Origin of the sequence: Pseudomonas sp. PH1b, assembly GCF_000633395.1 — a bacterium.
Classification (GTDB): Bacteria; Pseudomonadota; Gammaproteobacteria; order Pseudomonadales; family Pseudomonadaceae; genus Aquipseudomonas.
In genome coordinates this window covers 69,088-86,794 of record NZ_AYMU01000016.1, presented here as the reverse complement: position 1 = coordinate 86,794, position 17,707 = coordinate 69,088, and the positions used below count along the sequence as shown (strand labels likewise).

Here is a 17,707-nt window from a genome sequence, read left to right as displayed (position 1 = left end):
AGAGGGGTCAGGGATTTGGCCGGGGCGTTGCCTGATGGAACAGCATCTGCCAGCGCCCCTCGCGGTGGCGCCACAGCGAGCTGCGCCAGGCACTCGAGGCCGGGCGCTCGCCGGCTGCGGCGTTATGGCACAGATAGGTGGCCTGGGCCAGATCGGGGCCCAGGCACTGCACGGCGAACGCGCTGATGTGCCGTTCGATGAAGGCCTGCTGCGGCAGGTCGGCCAGCACCTGGGCCTTGTCCCAGCGCCCACCGCTGGCGCCGAACTCAAGGAATTCATCGGCCAGCAAGGCCTCCAGCGCCTGGCGGTCGGCCCGCACTTCGGCCTGTTGCAGTTGGCGCTCGAGCAACAAAAGGTGTTCGGACAATGCCATGTTCACTCCTGAGGTGGCGGCAGATCACTGGCGCACTCTAGCATCCGTGCCCCTCAGGCCGGACCACGGCGGGGCGGCTTGCACCAAGCAACAGCCCCGGGCTCCGGTTAGGCTTGCACAGCCCCGCCAGGGCCGATGCCCCCCCACAAGAACGCCCCGCCGCGTGCCGTTCAAGGTGCCGGCCGGGGCGCTGCGGCTGAGGCTGAGGCTGAGGCTGAGGCTGATGGCCCCGCGGCTCCCAGCTCTGGCCAAGGTCGGCAAATTGCGGGTTCTTGGCGGCAACGTCCAGGCGCTTGAAGCGCTATGCCTGCCTCTCTTTGCCTGGGGGGCACAACCCACGCGGCCAAAGATCCCGGCACGTACCAGAACCCGTTGCACCCCTGGGGGCAGGCCATGGCCAACACGGCCCTCAGGTGCAGTCAACTCTCCCGGTGTCTTTGGCCCGGCCGCTCCGTGATAGGGCAATTCAGGACTGGTGCTCAGCGCAGAACCAGCGATACTGCGCTGCAGCATGAGGGGCCGGGCAGCGACTCGCCGTTCACTCAACCACTAAACAGGCCTGGGCCATGAGCACTCGACAAACCACCGCCGGCGACATCCTGCTGATCCCTATCAGCGAGGGCTTCAGGCCGGCGAAGGTGCTGTACGTTTCACAACGCTACAAGGACACGATCCTGCTGGGCCTGTACGCCACCCGCGTCACCATCCAGCAGTTGCCCAACGAGCTTGCAGACAGTTTTGCACTGCGGCTCTACACCTCGAAGGCGCCGGTGCAAAGGCAGCGCTGGCACTGGGTCGGCCATGAGGCACTGCGAGAATCGCAAACCGGACTCGACCTGAGAGTTGTGGCTGGCGAGCTCTGGCAAGGTGATCAGCATCTTGGCACGGCATCGCCAGAGCAACGCCGGGGCTTGCCCGAAATGCTGGTAATGGGTGCGGCGCTCGTCGAGAAAAAAGCCGCGGCCATCCTTTAACCCGGTGCTGCGCGGTACAGCAAGCAGACGCCCGACAAAATGCCCCCCATGCCCAGGCATCCGCGAAGCCGTTGTACAGCCGCGCCAACCGACCCGCAGGATGCATCGGCCTGGAAGCGCGCCGCTGCACTGCAGCGCCCGTGACCGCCACCGAGCAGCGCCAAGCACCAGGCAAAAAAAAGCCGCCCTTGCGGGCGGCTATCAACCTGTCTCGCTTCAAAAGCCCAGGGTAAGACTCAAGGTCATGGCATGGTCCTTGGTTTCCTTCGACAGTTGCCCCGAGTAGCCGATGCCCAATTTGCCGGCCGGGCTGATCTGGTAATCCACACCGGCTTCCAGCAAGGCGCTGTCCTTGGCGATCGGCACGCCCTGGGTGGTGAACGCCGTGCCGCCATCGATGAAGCTCAGGTCGGCATCGGGCTTGGTATCACCGTAGGCATGGCGCCAACCCACCGCCAGCCGCGGGGTCAGCTGCTGGCCGTTACCCAGGGTGATGCGCTTGCCGGCACGCAAGCCGACCGTGGAGAAGGTCACGTCCTGGCTGGACTTGGCCTCCAGCGCCGCAGCCCTGCCCTTCTCCTTGCCGGTGTCGCTGTCGTAGTTGACATAGGCCAGGCCCACGAACGGTTCCAGGGCAATGCCGCCGGCGTCCAGGGCATAACCCACTTCACCGAAGACCTGGGCACTGCGGGCGTTATAGTCGGCTTTCAGGCGGTCGTTGTAGCTGCCGACACTGACGTTGCGCTTGGTCTCGATCTTGTGCCAGCTGTAGGCCGCCCCCAGACGCACCGCCAGGGCGTCGTACTGGGAATTGACATAGGCCGCCAGGTGCGTGGTGTTGACCGTGGCATCGGACTGGCGCTGGCTGGCGCTCAGGTCGCTGCGGGTGTAGCCGACCGCTGCACCGGCACGCCAGGTTTCATCGAGCTGGCGATCACTGCCCAGGATGAACCCGGAGAGGTTGCGATCGAGCTTGGCGGTGTTGCTGTTGCCGTCCATTTCGCCCCAGGTGCCGAGCACCCGCATCCAGCCGACCATCTCGCCCTGGCAACCGCCACTGCTCAGGCGGTTTTCACTGCCGGCCAGGGCCTGCCGTGGATCGTCCTGGGCAGCGCAGGCCGGTTGCCGCATGCGGTCATTGAGGGCATCGCGCACATAGCGTGAGTCTTCCAGCAAGGCGCTGACGGTACTGGCGTGGATTTCACCCGACAGGCTGTCGAAGGCACTTTGCGCCCCAGCGCGGTCGAGCCCCAGGATCTGGTTGTTGAGCTGGTCCGCCGGATCGTCGTCGTCACCGGAATAGGCCGCCAGGGCAGCCGCCACCGCACGCTGGTTGCCGGTCTGGGCAACGTCGGTGAAGCCGGTCTGGTTGCGGCTGACATTCAGGTCCACCTGATTGGCGCCATACACCAGCGAGGTATTGAGGAACACCAGTTGCGGCAGGTTGCTGCCGGCGAAGGTGCCGGTGATACCGCCCGCGGCGTTGATCAGCGAATAGCTGGTGGTGCCGCTGGACGGCGTCAGGCCATTGATCTGCAGGTTGCCCCCCAGGCTGGCGGTGCCGCCCACTTGCAGCACCGGGCCGCTGGCCGAGGTCGGTGTCAGTTGCAGGGTGCCGTTGCTGGCGTTGCTGAAGTTGCCGGCGACGCTCAGCTTGCCGGTCGGACCACCGGACACCACCAGGCCGCTGTTGCTCAAGGAACCGACACTGCCGTTACCCTGCAGCGTGGCGCCGTTGCTGACCGTGACTTGCCCGGCCAGGGAGGCCGGGGCATCGCCGAGTTGCAAGGTGCCCTGCTCCACCGCCAGCGTGCCACTGAAAGGCTGGCTGCCATTGATCAGCAGCAGGCCGGCGCCTTGCTTGATCACGGTGCCGGTGCCGCTGAGCACCCCGTTCAGCACGCCGTTGGTGTTTTGCAGGAACAGCATCCGGGCATTGACCAGCATCCGTCCTTGCAGGCTGGTGGTGTTGCCCGCCAGGGTGCCGCCACTGACGGTGGTACCGCCGCTGTAGGTATTGGCGCCGGTCAGCAGCAAGAGGCCAGCATCGGTTTTCTCGATGCCGCCGCTGCCCACCAGCGGTGCATCGATCTGAGTGCTGACCCCGGCATTGATCCGCACCTTGGCCAGGCTGCCATCAGGTGCATTGGTCGGGGTCAGGCTGCCATTGCTGCCGGCGACAAAGCTGTAGCCGCTGTCCAGTACCTGCAGGCCGGTAAAGCTCTGGTTGCCAGCCACCGTGACCGTGCCACCCTGCCCGCCAAAGATTGCGAACTGATTGCCCGCGCCCTGGCTCTGGGTGCCGGTGGGGTCGGTCCAGTTGGTGCCCGGCCCCCAGGTCCCGCTGCCACCGGTGATGCTGCCATCGGCAGTTGTCTTGCCGCCGTTCCAGAATTGCACCTGACCCGCCGCCCCCTGCACCAGCAGGTTGACCTGGTTGGCCAGCGCCGTCTGCAGGCTGAGGGAGGCCGGCAGCACACCGCCGGGCAGCGTGCCGTAGCTCAAGCCGTTATCGGTGAGATGGCCGCCATAGCGGAACAGCTGGTAGACACCAACGCCAAAGCCACCGGCGTCGGTGATGTTCAGGCTGCCGTCCAGGGTCAGGTCGCCGGCGACATTGACCACGGTGGTCGAGCCGGAGGGCTGGCCCAGGGTGAAGTCCAGGAGGCTGCCGGAGGACAGCGCCAGGGAGCCCAGCGACAACGGCGTGGCACCGCCGCCGGCCTTGAGAGTGGCGCCATTGGCCAGGCTCAGGGCACCGCCGATCTGGCCGCTGCCGCCAACGCTGGCACCACTGGCCACCTGCACGCTGGCGCTGGCCAGGGACCCATTGACCAGCAACGAACCGGCCTGGACCTGGGTATTGCCGACAAAACCATTGTTGCCCGTGAGCAGCAGGCTGCCGTTGCCGCTCTTGATCAGCGCACCATTGCCGCTGAGGCTGCCGGCGTAGGTGCCGTCGCTGGCTTGCTGGAAGGTCAGCGAGGCGTTGTTGAGGATCGAGCCTTGCAGGCTGCTGCTGTCGCCCAGGGTGGTGCCGCCGTTCAGGGTGGTGCCGCCGCTGTAGCTGTTGGCGCCACTGAGCAACAGGTCGCCGGTGCCATTTTTCACCAGGCTGCCATTGCCGCTGATGACGCCTCCCAGGCTCAGGTTCTGAGTGCCGGCCAGAGTCAGTTGGGCCCCCAGGTTGATGGCATTGGCCAGTTGCAAGGCCACAGGGCTGTCCAGCTGGGCATTGCCGGTCACCGCCAGGGCCCCGCTGCCCAGGGCCGCGTTGTTGCCCAGGATCAATTGCCCGGCGTTGAGCTGGGTCCCGCCTTGGTAGCTATTGACGCCATTGAGGGTCAGGCTGGCGGCGCCATGCTTGATCAGGCTACCGCTGCCGCTGACCACGCCGCCCAGGGTCAGGGCATTGGAGCCGGCAACGGTCAATGCGCCGTTGAGCACGCTGGCGTTGCCCAGGGTCACAGCGCTGTTGCTGTCCAGGGTGGTGCCCTGGGCGGCGGTCAGCACACCGCTGCCCAGGGCGCTGTTATTGCCCACCACCAGGGTGCCGCCATTGAGCGCGGTGCCGCCGCTGTAGCCATTGACGCCGTTGAGCACCAGGGTGCCGCTATCGAGCTTGGCCAGGGTGCCGCTGCCATTGAGTGCCACGCCCAGGCTGGCGGTGACGTTCGGGTCGACTCGCACGGCGGTATTGCCGGTGCCGCCATTGACCAGGTTCAACTGCCCGGCACTGCCGCCGACCAGGGAATAGCCATCGCTGACGAACTGCATGCCCGTCAGGTTCTGGGTGCCATCCACGGTAACGGTCCCGGCTGTCCCCTGGAACACTGCAAAACTGCTGCTCCAGGACTGATTGGTGGTGCCGTTGGCGGATGTCCAGTTGCTGCCGGCGCTGTTCCAGGTGCCCGCGCCGCCATCGATCGCCCCGTTGGCCACGGTTTGCGCCCCATCCCAGAACTGCACCGTGGTGTTGGGTGCGGTCACCAGCAGGTTGACCTGGCTGCCCACTGCGGTCTGCACCTGCAGGTTCCCCGGCACCACGCTGCCGGGCACGCTGCCGATCACCAGGCCATGGTCGGTCAGGGCACCGGTGTAGTTGATCAGCCGATAGACGCCACTGCCGAAGCCACCGATGTCGCTGACATTCAGGGTGCCATCGAGGGTCAGGTTGCCGCCGACATTCACCAGGGCATTGCCGCCGCCCGTCACCGGCGTGCCGAGGCCGGCATCCAGGTTCGAGTTGGCGCCGAGCACCAGCGAACCCACCGACAAGGTGTTGCCGGAACTCAGGGCCAGGTGGCCGCCGTCGGCCACGGTCACCGCACCGGTGAGGCTACCGGTGCCGGTCAGGGTGGCGCCGCTGTTGACCGCGACCGAGGTGCTGGCCAGGGTTCCGGAGACGTTGAGGGTCCCGCCGTTGACGCTGGTGGCACCGCTCAGGCCATTGCTGCCGCTGAGGTTGAGGCTGCCACTGCCGGCCTTGGTCAACTGGCCGCTGCCATTGAGGCTGCCGGCGAAGCTGCTGTCGAGATTGTTGCCGCCCAGAGTCAAGGTATTGCCGGCGAGCACTTGCACCGTGCCGCTGCCACTGAGGCCACCCAGGCTGCTGGAGCCACCCAGGTTGAGACTGGTGCCGGCCCCCAGATTGACCGTCGCGTTATTGCCCAGGGCGCCCGCCCCCAGCGTGTTGAGGCTGCCGCCCACCAGGTTGAACAGGCCATTGAAGCTGTTGTTGCCGGTCAGGGTCAGCGCACTGTTGCCGTGCTTGTTCAGGGTGCCGCCGCCGGCCAGCGCCCCGCCCAGGGTCAGGTCGTTGTTCCCGGCCAGGGTCAAGCCGGCGTTGAGGTTCAGGTTGTTGTTCAGGGCCAAGGCGCTGCTGTTGTCCAGCGTTGCGGCACCGGCCACGGTCAACGCGCCAGTGCCCAGGGCCGCGCCGTTGCCCAGGCTCAGGGTGCCGGCATTCAGGGTGGTGCCGCCCTGGTAGCTGTTGACGCCATTGAGACTCAGGTTGGCAGCACCGTTCTTGACCAGAGCACCGGCACCACTGAGCACGCCACCCAGGCTCAGGTCGTTACTGCCAGGCAGGGTCAGGCTGGCGTTGAGCAGCAGCGCGTTGCTCAGGGTGAGCGCAGTGTTGCTGTCCAGGTTCGAGGCGCCGCCCACAGCCAGGGCGCCGCTGCCCAGGGCCGTGGCGTTGCCCAGGGTCAGGGTTCCGGCATTCAGCACGGTGCCGCCGCTGTAGCCATTGCCACCGTTGAGGGTCAGGTTGGCCGCGCCGTTCTTCACCAGGCTGCCGGCGCCATTGACCGCGCCATTCAAGGTCAGGTCGGCGCTGCCGCCCACTGCCAGGCTGCCGGCCAGGTTCAGCGTGTTGCCCAGGCTGACGGCGCTGCTGGCATCCAGCTGGGTGCCGCCTGCAGCGTTGAGCGCACCGCCGCCCAAGGCCGTGTTGCTGGCCAGGATCAGCCCACCGGCATTCAGCGCAGTCGGTCCCAGGTAGCTGTTGTTGCCGCCCAGGGTCAGGCTCGCCGCGCCGTTCTTGAGCAGGCCGCCAGCACCGCTGAGCACACCGCTCAGGGTCAAGGCCTGGGAGCCGCCGATCGTCAGGTTGCCGCCCAGGTTCAGGGCATTGCCGAGATTGACCGCGCTGTTGCTGTCCAGGGTGGTGCCGGCGGCGGCGGTCAAGGCCCCCGTGCCCAGGGCGCTGTTGTTGCCGACCACCAGGGTGCCGCCATTGAGCAGGGTGCCGCCGCTGTAGGTATTGGCACCGTTGAGCACCAGGGTGCCGGTGTCGAGCTTGGCCAGGGTGCCGCTGCCGTGGATGCCGACTCCCAGGGTGGCGGTGACGTTCGGGTCGACCCGGATCGCCGTGTTGCCGCCCGTGCCATTGACGGCGTTCAGCGCACCGGCGGCGCCGGCCACCAGGTTGTAGCCGTCCGTGAGGAACTGCATGCCGGTGAAGCTTTGGTCGCCCGCCACGGTCACGGTGCCCGCAGTCCCCTGGAACACCGCAAAGTCATTGGCCCAGGCCTGGTTCAGGGTGCCGTTGACCGAAGTCCAGTTGCTGCCCCCTGCGTTCCAGGTGCCGCTACCACCGTCCACCACGCCGTTGGCCACGGTCTGGCTGCCGTCCCAGAAACGGATGTTGGCATTGGGCGCCGAGACCAGAATGTTGACCTGATTGGCGACACCGGCCTGCACCACCAGATCGCCGAGGTTGTAGCCCACCGGCACGCTGGCGATATTCAGGCCTGGGCCGGAAAGGCTGCCGGTGTAGTTGATCAGGCGATACACACCGACGCCGAAACCGCCGGCATCGGTGACATTGAGCTGGCCGTTGAGGGTCAGGTTGCCGCCCACGTTCAGCAGCGAAGTGGTGGAAGGCGCTCCCAGGTTGGCATCCAGGTTGGCACCGCTGGCCAGCGCCAGGGCATCCATGGACAGGGTGCTGCCGGAGTTCAGGGCCAGGTGGCCGCCGCTGGCGATGTTCACCGCCCCCAGCAGCGAGCCGCTGCCGGTCAGGGTGGCGCCGCTGTTGACGGTGACGTTGGCGCTGCCCAGGGAGCCGCCGACATTCAAGGTGCCGCCGCTGACCAGGGTGTCGCCGGTCAGATCGTTGATTCCGCTCAGGCTCAGGATGCCGCTGCCCTGCTTGGTCAATTGGCCACTGCCATTGATATTGCCGCCAAAAGTGCTGCTGGTATTGCTGCCGCCGACACTCAGGGTCGCACCGGGGCTGAGTTGCAGCGAGCCGGTGCCGGACAGTCCCGCCAGGCTGTCACTGGCCCCCAGGTTGAGGCTCGCACCGCTACCGATGTTGGCCCCCGAGCTGTTGCCCAGGGCGCCACTGGCCAGGGTGCTGACACTGCCGGCAAGGATATTCAAGGTGCCGCTGAAACTGTTGTTGCCCAACAGGGCCAGGTTGCTCAAGCCGTTCTTGACCAGGCCACCGCTGCCACTGATGCCCCCGGCAAGCACCAGGTCGTTGTTGCCGGCCAGGCTCAGGTTCGCGTTGAGCACCAGGTTGTTGGCCAGGCTCAAGGGCATGCTGTTGTCCAGGGTTGCCGCGCCGCCCACCGTCAGCACGCCGGAGCCCAGGGCACCGCTGCTGCCCAGGGTCAGGCTGCCGGCATTCAGGGTAGTGCCGCCCTGGTAGCTGTTGTTGCCGTTGAGGGCTAGGTTCGCCCCGCCATTCTTGATCAAGGCCGCGCTGCCGCTGATGCCGCCATTGAGGGTCAGGTCATTGCTGCCGGCCACGCTCAAGGCACCATTGAGTATCAGGCTGTTGTTCAGGCCGATGCTGGCACTGCTGTCCAGGTTCGCGGCGCCGCCCACCGTCAGGGCACCACTGCCCAGGGCCGAGCCATTGCCCAGGGTCAGGGTCCCGGCATTCAGGGTGGTGCCGCCCTGGTAGGTGTTGAGACCGTTGAGGGTCAGATTGGCTGCGCCATTCTTGATCAGGCTGCCCGCGCCACTGACCAGGCCGCCAAGCCCCAGGTCGGAAGTACCGCCGACCGTCACCCCGCCCGCCAGGGTCACCTGGTTGGTCAGGGTCAGCGCAGTGTTGGCGTCCAGCGCGGTGCCGGCTGCCGCATTGAGGATGCCGTTGCCCAGAGCGCTGGCATTGCCCAGCACCAGCTTGCCGGCATTGAGCGCGGTATTGCCCAGGTAGCCGTTGGCGCCATTGAGCACCAGGTCGGCGTTGCCGTTCTTGATCAGGCCTCCGGCGCCATTGATCAATCCACCCAGGGTCAGGGCATTGCTGCCGCCAAGGGTCAGGTTGCCCAGCAGGTTGACGTTGTTGCCCAGGCTGGCCGTGGTGCTGGCATCCAGTGTGGTGCCGGCGGAGGCGTTCAGGACGCCGGTGCCCAGTGCCGTGTTGGAGCCGACCATCAGCGAACCGCCGGTCAATGAGGTGGTGCCCTGGTAGCTGTTGTTGCCGTTGAGGGTCAGGCTCGAGGTTCCCGTCTTGATCAAGCCTGCGGTGCCCCCGATCACCCCGCCCAGGGTCAAGGCGTTGCTGCCTCCCACCGTCAGGTTGGCGTTGAGGTTGACGGCGTTGTTCAGGGCCAGGGCGCTGCTGTTGTTCAACACGGCGGCGCCGGCCACGGTCAGGGCGCCGGTGCCCAGGGCCGAGCCGTTGCCCAGGGTCAGGCTGCCGGCATTGAGCAGGGTGCCCCCCTGGTAGGTGTTGCTGCCATTGAGGGTGAGGCCGGCCGCGCCATTCTTGATCAGGCCGTTGGGGCCACTGATGACGCCGTCCAGGATCAAGGGGTTGAGGCCGTCCAGGGTCAGGTCGGCGTTGAGCACGATGTCGTTGAGCAGGTCCAGGCTGGCGCTTGACGCCAGGTGTCCGGCGCCGGCCACGGTCAACGCACCAGAGCCCAGGGCGGCATTGTTGCCCAGGGTCAGGGTGCCGGCGTTCAGGGTGGTCCCGGCCTGGAAGGTATTGGCCCCGTTGAGGACCAGGTTGGCCGCACCGTTCTTGGTCAGGCCGCCATTGCCCCCGACGACCCCGGCCAGGGTCAGGTTGGCACTGCCGCCGATGTTCAGGTTGCCGGCCAGGTTCAGGCTGTTGCCCAGGGTCACTGCAGAGCTGGCGTCGAGGCTGGTGTTGGCAGCCGCATTCAGGCTCCCCAGGCCCAGGGCCGAATTGCTGCCCACCACCAGTGAACCGCTGTTGAGCGCGGTGTTGCCCAGGTAACCGTTGTTACCGGACAGGGTCAGGCTGGCAGCGCCGTTCTTCACCAGCCCGCCGGCACCGTTGAGGGCCCCGGCCAGGGTCAGCGCCTGACTGCCACCCAGGGTCAGGTTGGCCGCCATGTTCACGGCATTGGCCAGGGTCACCGCCGTGGTGCTGTCCAGGGTAACGCCGGCCGCAGTGTCCAGGCTTCCGGTGCCCAGCGCCGTGTTGCTGCCCAGCAGCAGGGAGCCGCCATTGAGCGAGGTGGCGCCCTGGTAGGTGTTGTTGCCGCTGAGGGTCAAGCTGCCAGCACCACTCTTGTTCAACCCTCCCGTCCCCGACAGGACTCCATCCAGGCTCAGCGCGTTGCTACCGAGCAGGTTCAGGTTGGCGTTCAGCGTCAGATTGTTGCTCAGGTTCACCGCGGCACTGGTGTCCAGGCTGGAGCTGCCAGTGACCGTCAGGTTACCGGTGCCCAGCGCCAAACCGTTGCCGAGCACCAGGCTCCCGGCGGCCAGGGTGGTGGCGCCGGTGTAAGCGCTGTTGATGCCATTGAGGGTCAGGCTGCCGGTGCCTGCCTTGGTGATTGCGCCGGCGCCGCTGACCGTGCCCGACAGGGTCAGCGCACCGGTGCCCGTCGTGCTCAGGCTGTTGTTGAGCGTGAAGTTGTTGGCCAGGTTGACCGTGCCCGGGGTCGAAATTGTGCCCGCGCCGCCGACGATCACGTTGCCAGTCCCCAGGGCCAGGTTGTTGCCCACCTGCAGCGAGCCGGCATTGAGCTGGGTAGTGCCACTGTAGGTGTTGGCGCCGTTGAGGGTCAGTTGTCCGCTGCCGGCTTTGGTCAGGCCACCCGTGCCGGAGATCACGCCGCCCAGGGTGGTGCTGTTGCTGCCTTGCAACGTCAGGCCGCCATTGCCCAGGCTGACCAGGTTGCTGAGGGTCAGGCCGGCGATGCTGGCCTGGAGTATCCCGCCGTTGGAGGTCAGCAGCCCGCTGCCGAACGCAGCGCTGTTGTTGTACTGCGCCACGCCGCCGTTGAGGGTGGTACTGCCGCTGACCAGCGGCCCCTGCAGGGTCCAGGTACCGCTGTTGAGAGTCAGGTTGTTGAAGTTGATGTAGTTGGCGCTGGAGGCACTGCCCGCGCCGGAAGTACCGCCCCCAACCCCGAGGTTGTTCTGCAGCACCAGGGTATTGGAGCCGGCGGCGCCACCGTCGATCTGCCCAGTGGGGGCAAAGGTCAGGTCGATGCCCAGCAGGCCGCCCAGGCTGATGCCCACCCCACCGCCACTCAGCACCGAGGAACCGGTGACGGCGGTGAAGGTGTTGGTGCTCGCGGCCCCCATGGAGACACCACCGGTGATCGAGCCGGTGTTGGTGAAACGGTTGCCACCGGTGGCAGATTGGAAAGCCACCCGGCCCACCAGGGAGCCGTTGTTGGTCATGTTGACCTGGGACCCGCCATGCACCGCCACCACCGGGGCGTCGGCCCCCAGCAGGGTCAGCCCCAGCAGGGACGATGAACCGATGGAGCCGTTGTTGACAATGGTGGTGACGCCCCCCGCAGCGTTGTTGACGTTGAGCGCCATGCCGTTGAGGGTGGCCAGGTCCAGGCCGAGAATTCCCGCGGTGCCGTTCATGGTCCCGGTGGCGGTGTTGTTGATGTTCACATTGCCCGCCGCACCATTGCCGATCACCGCGCCGTTGCTCAACAGCGTCACCACCCCCAGCAGCGAAGGGTCGATGGTGCCGGAGTTGTTCAAGGTAATGTTGTTGCCAGTGAGGTTGATCGCCGTACCGCCGAGCAACGAGTTGAAGGTCGCACCGTTGCTGACGGTGACCGTGAGGTTATCGGCAGTACTGGAAAACGCATTGGTCAACAGCGACGTGGCGTTGCCACTGCAGGTGACCAGGTCCCCCGTGGTCGGCGTGGCCGGTGTGCAGGCTGCCATGGCTGTCGGGCTGAGCAGCCCCCACACCAGCCCGGCAAGGCCCAGGCGAATCGCCATGGAGAGGGGAGAAAGAGGGGCAACATCATCCTTGAACTGACCTTTTTCCACGCTCAACTCCTTGATCGGTCAGGCTTCTCATCCGTGAACCGCTGCGCGAGCTGAAGGTGTCATCCGTTTCAAGGGCGCAGGGACGTAAAAACCTGACAGTAGTGAAATCTCCTGAGGACGAAACCTAGACGAAGCGCGCAACCTCGCCTGGTTTTCGGCGCCGTCAAATAGCATTAATACTTTGGTTGAAAATGTCGGATTAAACGTTTAACAAAGATAAATATTGGTTATTTTTCAATTAGTTATAAAAACCGCTTATCTCAAATACGATTGTATCCACAAGATTCAAAACCTCCTTCTGCGGCGTTCTGGACGGGTAAATCCTGACCGTTTCATCAACCTTTCCCCTGCCCTTTTCGCCAGCACTTCTGCCGGCCGCCAGAACCGCCGCCGTGGCGCTGTCACTCAACCTTGCGTTGAAGTTGGTATGGCATATGCAAACGTTTGCGTGCAGCCTGTTCACCTGTGTTCGCCACTTTTTTCTGGCGTACCCATGACAGGGACTTCATCTCGCACGAACAAGGACTTTCCATGCCCAGCAACACCCGACACCTGGCGGCCCCCTCGCCGTCACTTGTTTCCCTGCTCCTGGCCGGCGTTACAGGACTACTCAGTTGCACCACCCTGGCCCAGCCCCCCAACGCCGATGAATCAGCCCAGGGCGAAAGCCTCAGCGCCGATGTGGAGTCGGCCAAGCCCGGCGCCTACCTCTCCGACTGGTACAACCAGGACCTGATGCTGATCGGCAGCAAGGACATCAGCTTCGGTCCACGCCCGGCCGACGATATCTACCTGGAGTACGAATACTTCGGGCGCAAGGGGCCGTTCGAGCTGTACGGCTACATCGACCTGCCGAAGATCCTCGACATCGGCAACAGCCACGACAAGGGCATCTGGGACCATGGCTCGCCGCTGTTCATGGAGCACGAACCACGGATCTCCATCGACTACCTGGCCGGCCGCAGCCTGGCCATCGGCCCGATCAAGGAGTGGTACCTGGCCTTCGACTGGATCTACGACCACGGCAGCCGCACCGCCAACCGCGCCAATACCCTGTACAGCGGCCTGGGCACCGACATCGACACCCATTCGCGGGTCAACCTGTCGGCCAACTTCTACGGCCGCTACCAGTGGGAAAACTACGGCGCCAGCAACGAATATTCCTGGGATGGCTACCGCGCCCAACTGAAGTACATCGTGCCCATCGACCGTTTCAGCAACGGCGCGTCGCTGACCTACATCGGCTTCACCAACTTCGATTTCGGTTCCGACCTGCACAAGGACAACCCGGCACGCACCGCCAATGCCACGGTGGCCACCAACGTGCTGCTGTATTCCTTCACCCACCTGCGCTTCACCCTGGTAGGCCGCTACTTTCACAACGGCGGCAATTGGGAGGACGGCAGTGTGCTGAACTTCGGCGACGGCGAATTCCGCGCACGCTCCAATGGCTGGGGCTATTACGCCGGGGTTGGGTATCAGTTTTAACAGCAGCGGCAAGTGGCAAGCTGCAAGCTGCAAGTGGCAAGCGGTGATGAGTTGCAATCTGGGTCTGGCAGGATAAACGCCAAACAACGGCAGTCATGGAGGTGTTATGCGGGGAATTTCGTGGATGGTGGGGCTCGGGCTCGGCGGGGTGCTGGCCAGCGGGGCATGGGCCGCCGAGGCGCCAATCAAGCCCAAGGTGGTGCTGATCAGCATGTTTGCGCCGGAGGCGCAGCACTGGATCGAGCGGCTGGAGTTGAAGCGCGAGATCAGGGTGCCGGGGCTGGCGGCGCAGTACCCGAACATTCGTTGCAATGACCAGGATGTGTGCCTGTTGACCACGGGCATGGGCCAGACCAATGCCGCGGCGTCGACCCTGGCCCTGGCCCTGTCGCCCAAGTTCGATTTGCGCCAGAGCTATTTCCTGATCGCCGGGATCGCCGGCATCAGCCCGCACCAGGGCACCATCGGCACCGCCGCCTGGGCCCATTACCTGGTGGAGTTTGGCACTCAGTGGGAGCTGGATTCACGGGACGCGCCCAAGGACTGGCCGACCGGCTACCTGGGGATCAACACCCAGGGGCCGAACCAGAAACCGCCCCTGGACTACAAGACCGAGGTCTTCGAGCTCAATCCGAAGCTCCAGGCCAAGGCCTTTGCCCTGAGCCACAAGGTGGCCTTGAGCGAGAGCAAGGAGTCGGCCGCCTGGCGCTTGAAATACCCCTATGCGCCGGCCAACCAGCCACCGGTGGTGACCCGCTGCGACACCCTGGCGGGCAACACCTGGTTCTCCGGCACCCGCCTGAGTGAACGGGCCGAGGTCTGGACCCGGCTGCTGACCGATGGCAAGGGCCTGTACTGCACCACCCAGCAGGAAGACAACTCCACCTACGAAGCGCTACTGCGGGCCAGCCGCGAAGGCCTGGTGGATATCCAGCGCCTGGCGGTGGTGCGCGCCGGCTCGGACTTCGATCGCCCGGCACCGGGCGCCAGTGAAGTCGACAACCTGCTGAAATACGCCGACCAGGGCGGCTTCGCCCCGGCCCTGGAGAACCTGTACCGGGCTGGCAATCCGCTGGTCCAGGACATCCTCAAGCACTGGTCGACCTGGGAAAAAGGCGTGCCCGAGAGCTGATTGCTCTCCCGGGAGCGGCCAGGTGCGGCCGGGCGGCGTTCCGCTTGCCGGTGATGGAGGTCCCAGGGGCCTCTTCGCCAGCAAGCTGGCTCCTACACAAAGCCCACAGCGCACGCCTCCCCCCGTAGGAGCCGGCTTGCCGGCGAAGACGATCTCAAGGCCTCCTTCGCCAGCAAGCTGGCTCCTACACAAAGCACACAGCACACGCCTCCCCCGTAGGAGCCGGCTTGCCGGCGAAAGCGATCTCAAGGCCTCTTCGCCAGCAAGCTGGCTCCTACACAAAGCACACAGCACACCCCTCCCCCGTAGGAGCCGGCTTGCCGGCGAAGGCGATCTCAAGGCTTCTTCGCCAGCAAGCTGGCTCCTACACAGGGCACACAGCACACGCCTCCCCCGTAGGAGCCGGCTTGCCGGCGAAAGCGATCTCAAGGCCTCCTTCGCCAGCAAGCTGGCTCCTACACAAAGCACACAGCACACGCCTCCCCCGTAGGAGCCGGCTTGCCGGCGAAGGCGATCTCAGGGCCTCCTTCGCCGGCAAGCTGGCGCCTGCGCAGGGATGGCCGCTGCGTTCAGGGGATGAGGATGATTTTTTCGCCGCGCCCCTGGTTCACTTCGGCATAACGCTCCAGCCCCCGCTCCAGCGGCGACTCAACCAGGCCTTCCGGCAGCGGCAGCAGGCCTTCATCGAAATAGCGGCCGAACTGCTCCAGCATCGCCGCGCAGGCCTCGACGCCATACAGCAGCGAGTTGATCCCCACCACCGAGCCGCCCTTGCGATACAGGGCCAGGGCCGGCAGTTGCACATGGCCGTCCAGGGGGGCGGCGATGATCGCGATGCGGCCAAAGGTGGCCAGGGCCGGCACCGCGGCGGGCAGCCAGAAGCCGGTGGTGTCGAAGATCACCTCGGCACCGCCGGCATACACCTGGTTGACCTGTTCGGCCAAGGTTTCCGGCTGCTCCAGCAACAGTGCGTGATACCCCTGGGACTGCAGGTCCCGCACTTGTTCCGGACGCCGTGCTGCCGCCAGTACCTGGGCCCCACGCACCTTGGCCAGGGCCAGGGCCGCCGTGGCTACTGCGCCGCCACCGATCACCATCAGGCGGGTGCCACTGGCTACGCCGCTGCGCTCCAGGGCATCCCAGGCGGTGGTGTAGGGCACGCCGAGGCTGGCGGCCTGGGCAAAGCTCAGGTGCGTGGGTTTGCGGGCCACGCCCTTGGCCGCCAGGACCACGTACTGGGCGTGGCTGCCATCGGCGAAAAAGCCCAGCTCCTTGCCGGTGCCCCAGACTGCCTGGCCCAGCAGTTCGGCTGGCCCCTGCTCCACCACCCCGGCGAAATCCCGTCCGGGAATCCGTGGCACGGTGGTGTAGGGAAAACGCCCGAGAACGTTCTTCACATCGCTGGGGTTGAGGCCGGCGGCCTTGATCCGTACCAGGACCTGATCGGCCCCCGGCACCGGGGTTGGCACCTCCACCCATTGCAGGGAAGCGAGGTCGCCAGTGGTGGAAAATTGCAGTGCTTGCATGATCGGTTCCATCGGATAGAAGTGAGGGTTCAAGACCACCACTGGGCCAGCAGGTGCCGCCCCAGGGGCCACAGTTGTTCACCGCCGAGCATGCCCAGAAGTCCCACCAGGGCAATCGCCGGTGGCGCCGGCGAGCGCACCTGCAAGGCGCCGTAGAGCAGCCCGACCAGCAGGCCGACCGCCAGGGAAATCAGGTAGTTCATGTTGCACTCCGGAAACGTTGGGGGCATGCCGACCAGGGCGCCGACCTCGGGGCCCGGCCCTTGCCGAACCCAGCCACACAGTGGCCAGCGATTCGGGGCCCGGGTGGTCCGCCGGGTTGACCCTGGGCACCTCTTCGCGGCGCTGGCTGCCTGCGCCAACGGCGACAGCTGGCCCGAGGTGGCGTGGTGTCTGGAGCAAAGTCTAGGCAACAGGCGTCGCCGGCATCGGCCAAGTGCTTCGGGATTTCGGCCAAATGCAGCGCAGAAGGCTCAGGCCTGAGGTTCGCCAGCGGCGTAATGGGAGGGTGCCACCCCCAGTTCGCGGCGGAACATGTCACTGAAACTGCTGGGGGAATAACCCAGCTCACGGGCGATGCGACTCACCGGCACGCCCTGGATCAGCTCGGCCGCGGCCATGGCCAACTGCACCTGGCGTCGCCAATCGGCGAAACCCAGGCCCAGTCGCTCCTTGAACAGCCGCGCCAGGGTGCGCACGCTGGCCCCCGCCGCTTCGGCATGCTGCTCGAAGCTGATGCCCACCGAAGGCGCGGCCATCACCGCCTGGCACAGGTTGACCAGGCGCCGGTCGGAAGTGTCCGGCAAAGCGATCTTCAGCTGCGAGCGCCGGGCCCGGCGCAACTCCAGCAGGGCCAGGCCCACCAGGGCTTCGTAATAGTCCGGCTGCCGGGCTTCGGGGTCATCCACCAGGCGCAGGATCAGCTCACGCAGCAGGCTGTCCACCTGCAGCACCTGGACACTGGAATCCAGGGTCGCCGCCAGGGAGGGGCGCAGGTAGATATTGCGCATCTGCAAGTCGCTGACCACACGAATTCCATGCCTCACTCCCGGCGGCAGCCACACCGCCCGCTGCGGCGGCACCACCAGCGCCTCATGGGGCGTCTCGACCCACATCACTCCGCTCATGGCATAGAGCAACTGGCCCCAGGCGTGCTCGTGGGGTTCGATGAACAGGCCTCGCGGGTAGGTGCGGGCCAAAGGCTGCACGGGGATCGCGGTGTCGCTCAGGTCGGGGGGTGCGGCTAGGGCCATGGCAAGGTCGCGGCGGGTCGGCGGGCGCCCATGGTAACCAGGCCCGGCAGCCGTCGCCAGCCTCTGCCCGGTGCGGCGTAGCGCCCGGGCCCAGGGCGGCCATCAATAGGAGCAGCGCTTTGGCCCGGGCCCTCACAGCGTCATGACCGTCGGTGCCACGGCCCGGCAATTTGAATGAATTTTTCCGCGCCGGGGGAATCATTGAAAGATCACAG

The 17,707-nt window shown here is 65.9% G+C and carries 8 protein-coding genes; 3 read left to right on the top strand and 5 right to left on the bottom strand.

All coding sequences use genetic code 11. The features are described 5' to 3' along the window. Nucleotides 1–7: 7 nt before the first annotated feature. The gene (locus U873_RS0124155; protein WP_025130697.1) at nucleotides 8–373 is read right to left on the bottom strand and encodes a DUF4440 domain-containing protein; all 366 of its coding nucleotides are present in this window, start codon (nucleotides 371–373) and stop codon (nucleotides 8–10) included. Nucleotides 374–939: 566 nt separating this feature from the next. On the opposite strand from U873_RS0124155, the gene U873_RS0124150 reads away from it, so the two are divergent. After that, on the top strand, nucleotides 940–1,347 hold the full coding sequence (locus U873_RS0124150) for a hypothetical protein (RefSeq protein WP_025130696.1): 408 nt from the start codon (nucleotides 940–942) through the stop codon (nucleotides 1,345–1,347). 216 nt (nucleotides 1,348–1,563) lie between these two features. On the opposite strand, the gene U873_RS0124145 is transcribed toward U873_RS0124150, so the two are convergent. Further along, a complete protein-coding gene (locus tag U873_RS0124145) occupies nucleotides 1,564–12,042 on the bottom strand; it encodes an autotransporter-associated beta strand repeat-containing protein (RefSeq protein ID WP_051586105.1) in 10,479 nt (3,492 codons plus the stop codon). Nucleotides 12,043–12,624: 582 nt separating this feature from the next. Here U873_RS0124145 and U873_RS0124140 point away from each other — a divergent pair. Together U873_RS0124140 and U873_RS0124135 are read left to right on the top strand one after the other, a co-directional pair. After that, nucleotides 12,625–13,581 (top strand): nucleoside-specific channel-forming protein Tsx, encoded by a 957-nt coding sequence (locus U873_RS0124140; RefSeq protein WP_025130694.1) that lies wholly within the window; start codon nucleotides 12,625–12,627, stop codon nucleotides 13,579–13,581. A gap of 106 nt (nucleotides 13,582–13,687) precedes the next feature. After that, nucleotides 13,688–14,713: a purine nucleoside permease gene (locus U873_RS0124135; protein ID WP_025130693.1), complete on the top strand. Its 1,026-nt coding sequence runs from the start codon at nucleotides 13,688–13,690 to the stop codon at nucleotides 14,711–14,713. A 569-nt stretch (nucleotides 14,714–15,282) separates the two neighbouring features. On the opposite strand, the gene U873_RS0124130 is transcribed toward U873_RS0124135, so the two are convergent. The 3 genes from U873_RS0124130 to U873_RS0124120 all read right to left on the bottom strand — a co-directional run bounded on the left by U873_RS0124130 (nucleotide 15,283) and on the right by U873_RS0124120 (nucleotide 17,492). Further along, nucleotides 15,283–16,239, bottom strand: a complete 957-nt coding sequence (locus U873_RS0124130) for a zinc-binding alcohol dehydrogenase family protein (protein WP_025130692.1) — start codon at nucleotides 16,237–16,239, stop codon at nucleotides 15,283–15,285. 29 nt (nucleotides 16,240–16,268) lie between these two features. After that, nucleotides 16,269–16,442: a DUF1427 family protein gene (locus tag U873_RS35415; protein ID WP_081818704.1), complete on the bottom strand. Its 174-nt coding sequence runs from the start codon at nucleotides 16,440–16,442 to the stop codon at nucleotides 16,269–16,271. A 270-nt stretch (nucleotides 16,443–16,712) separates the two neighbouring features. Next, nucleotides 16,713–17,492, bottom strand: coding sequence for a helix-turn-helix transcriptional regulator (locus U873_RS0124120; protein ID WP_025130691.1), 780 nt, complete (start codon nucleotides 17,490–17,492; stop codon nucleotides 16,713–16,715). Nucleotides 17,493–17,707: the final 215 nt, after the last annotated feature.

Bases quoted from the DNA above. Each gene is read 5' to 3' on its own strand.
- U873_RS0124155 (WP_025130697.1), bottom strand. From the start codon at position 373: ATGGCATTGTCCGAACACCTTTTGTTGCTCGAGCGCCAACTGCAACAG.
- U873_RS0124150 (WP_025130696.1), top strand. From the start codon at position 940: ATGAGCACTCGACAAACCACCGCCGGCGACATCCTGCTGATCCCTATC.
- U873_RS0124145 (WP_051586105.1), bottom strand. From the start codon at position 12,042: ATGGCGATTCGCCTGGGCCTTGCCGGGCTGGTGTGGGGGCTGCTCAGC.
- U873_RS0124140 (WP_025130694.1), top strand. From the start codon at position 12,625: ATGCCCAGCAACACCCGACACCTGGCGGCCCCCTCGCCGTCACTTGTT.
- U873_RS0124135 (WP_025130693.1), top strand. From the start codon at position 13,688: ATGCGGGGAATTTCGTGGATGGTGGGGCTCGGGCTCGGCGGGGTGCTG.
- U873_RS0124130 (WP_025130692.1), bottom strand. From the start codon at position 16,239: ATGCAAGCACTGCAATTTTCCACCACTGGCGACCTCGCTTCCCTGCAA.
- U873_RS35415 (WP_081818704.1), bottom strand. From the start codon at position 16,442: ATGAACTACCTGATTTCCCTGGCGGTCGGCCTGCTGGTCGGGCTGCTC.
- U873_RS0124120 (WP_025130691.1), bottom strand. From the start codon at position 17,492: ATGGCCCTAGCCGCACCCCCCGACCTGAGCGACACCGCGATCCCCGTG.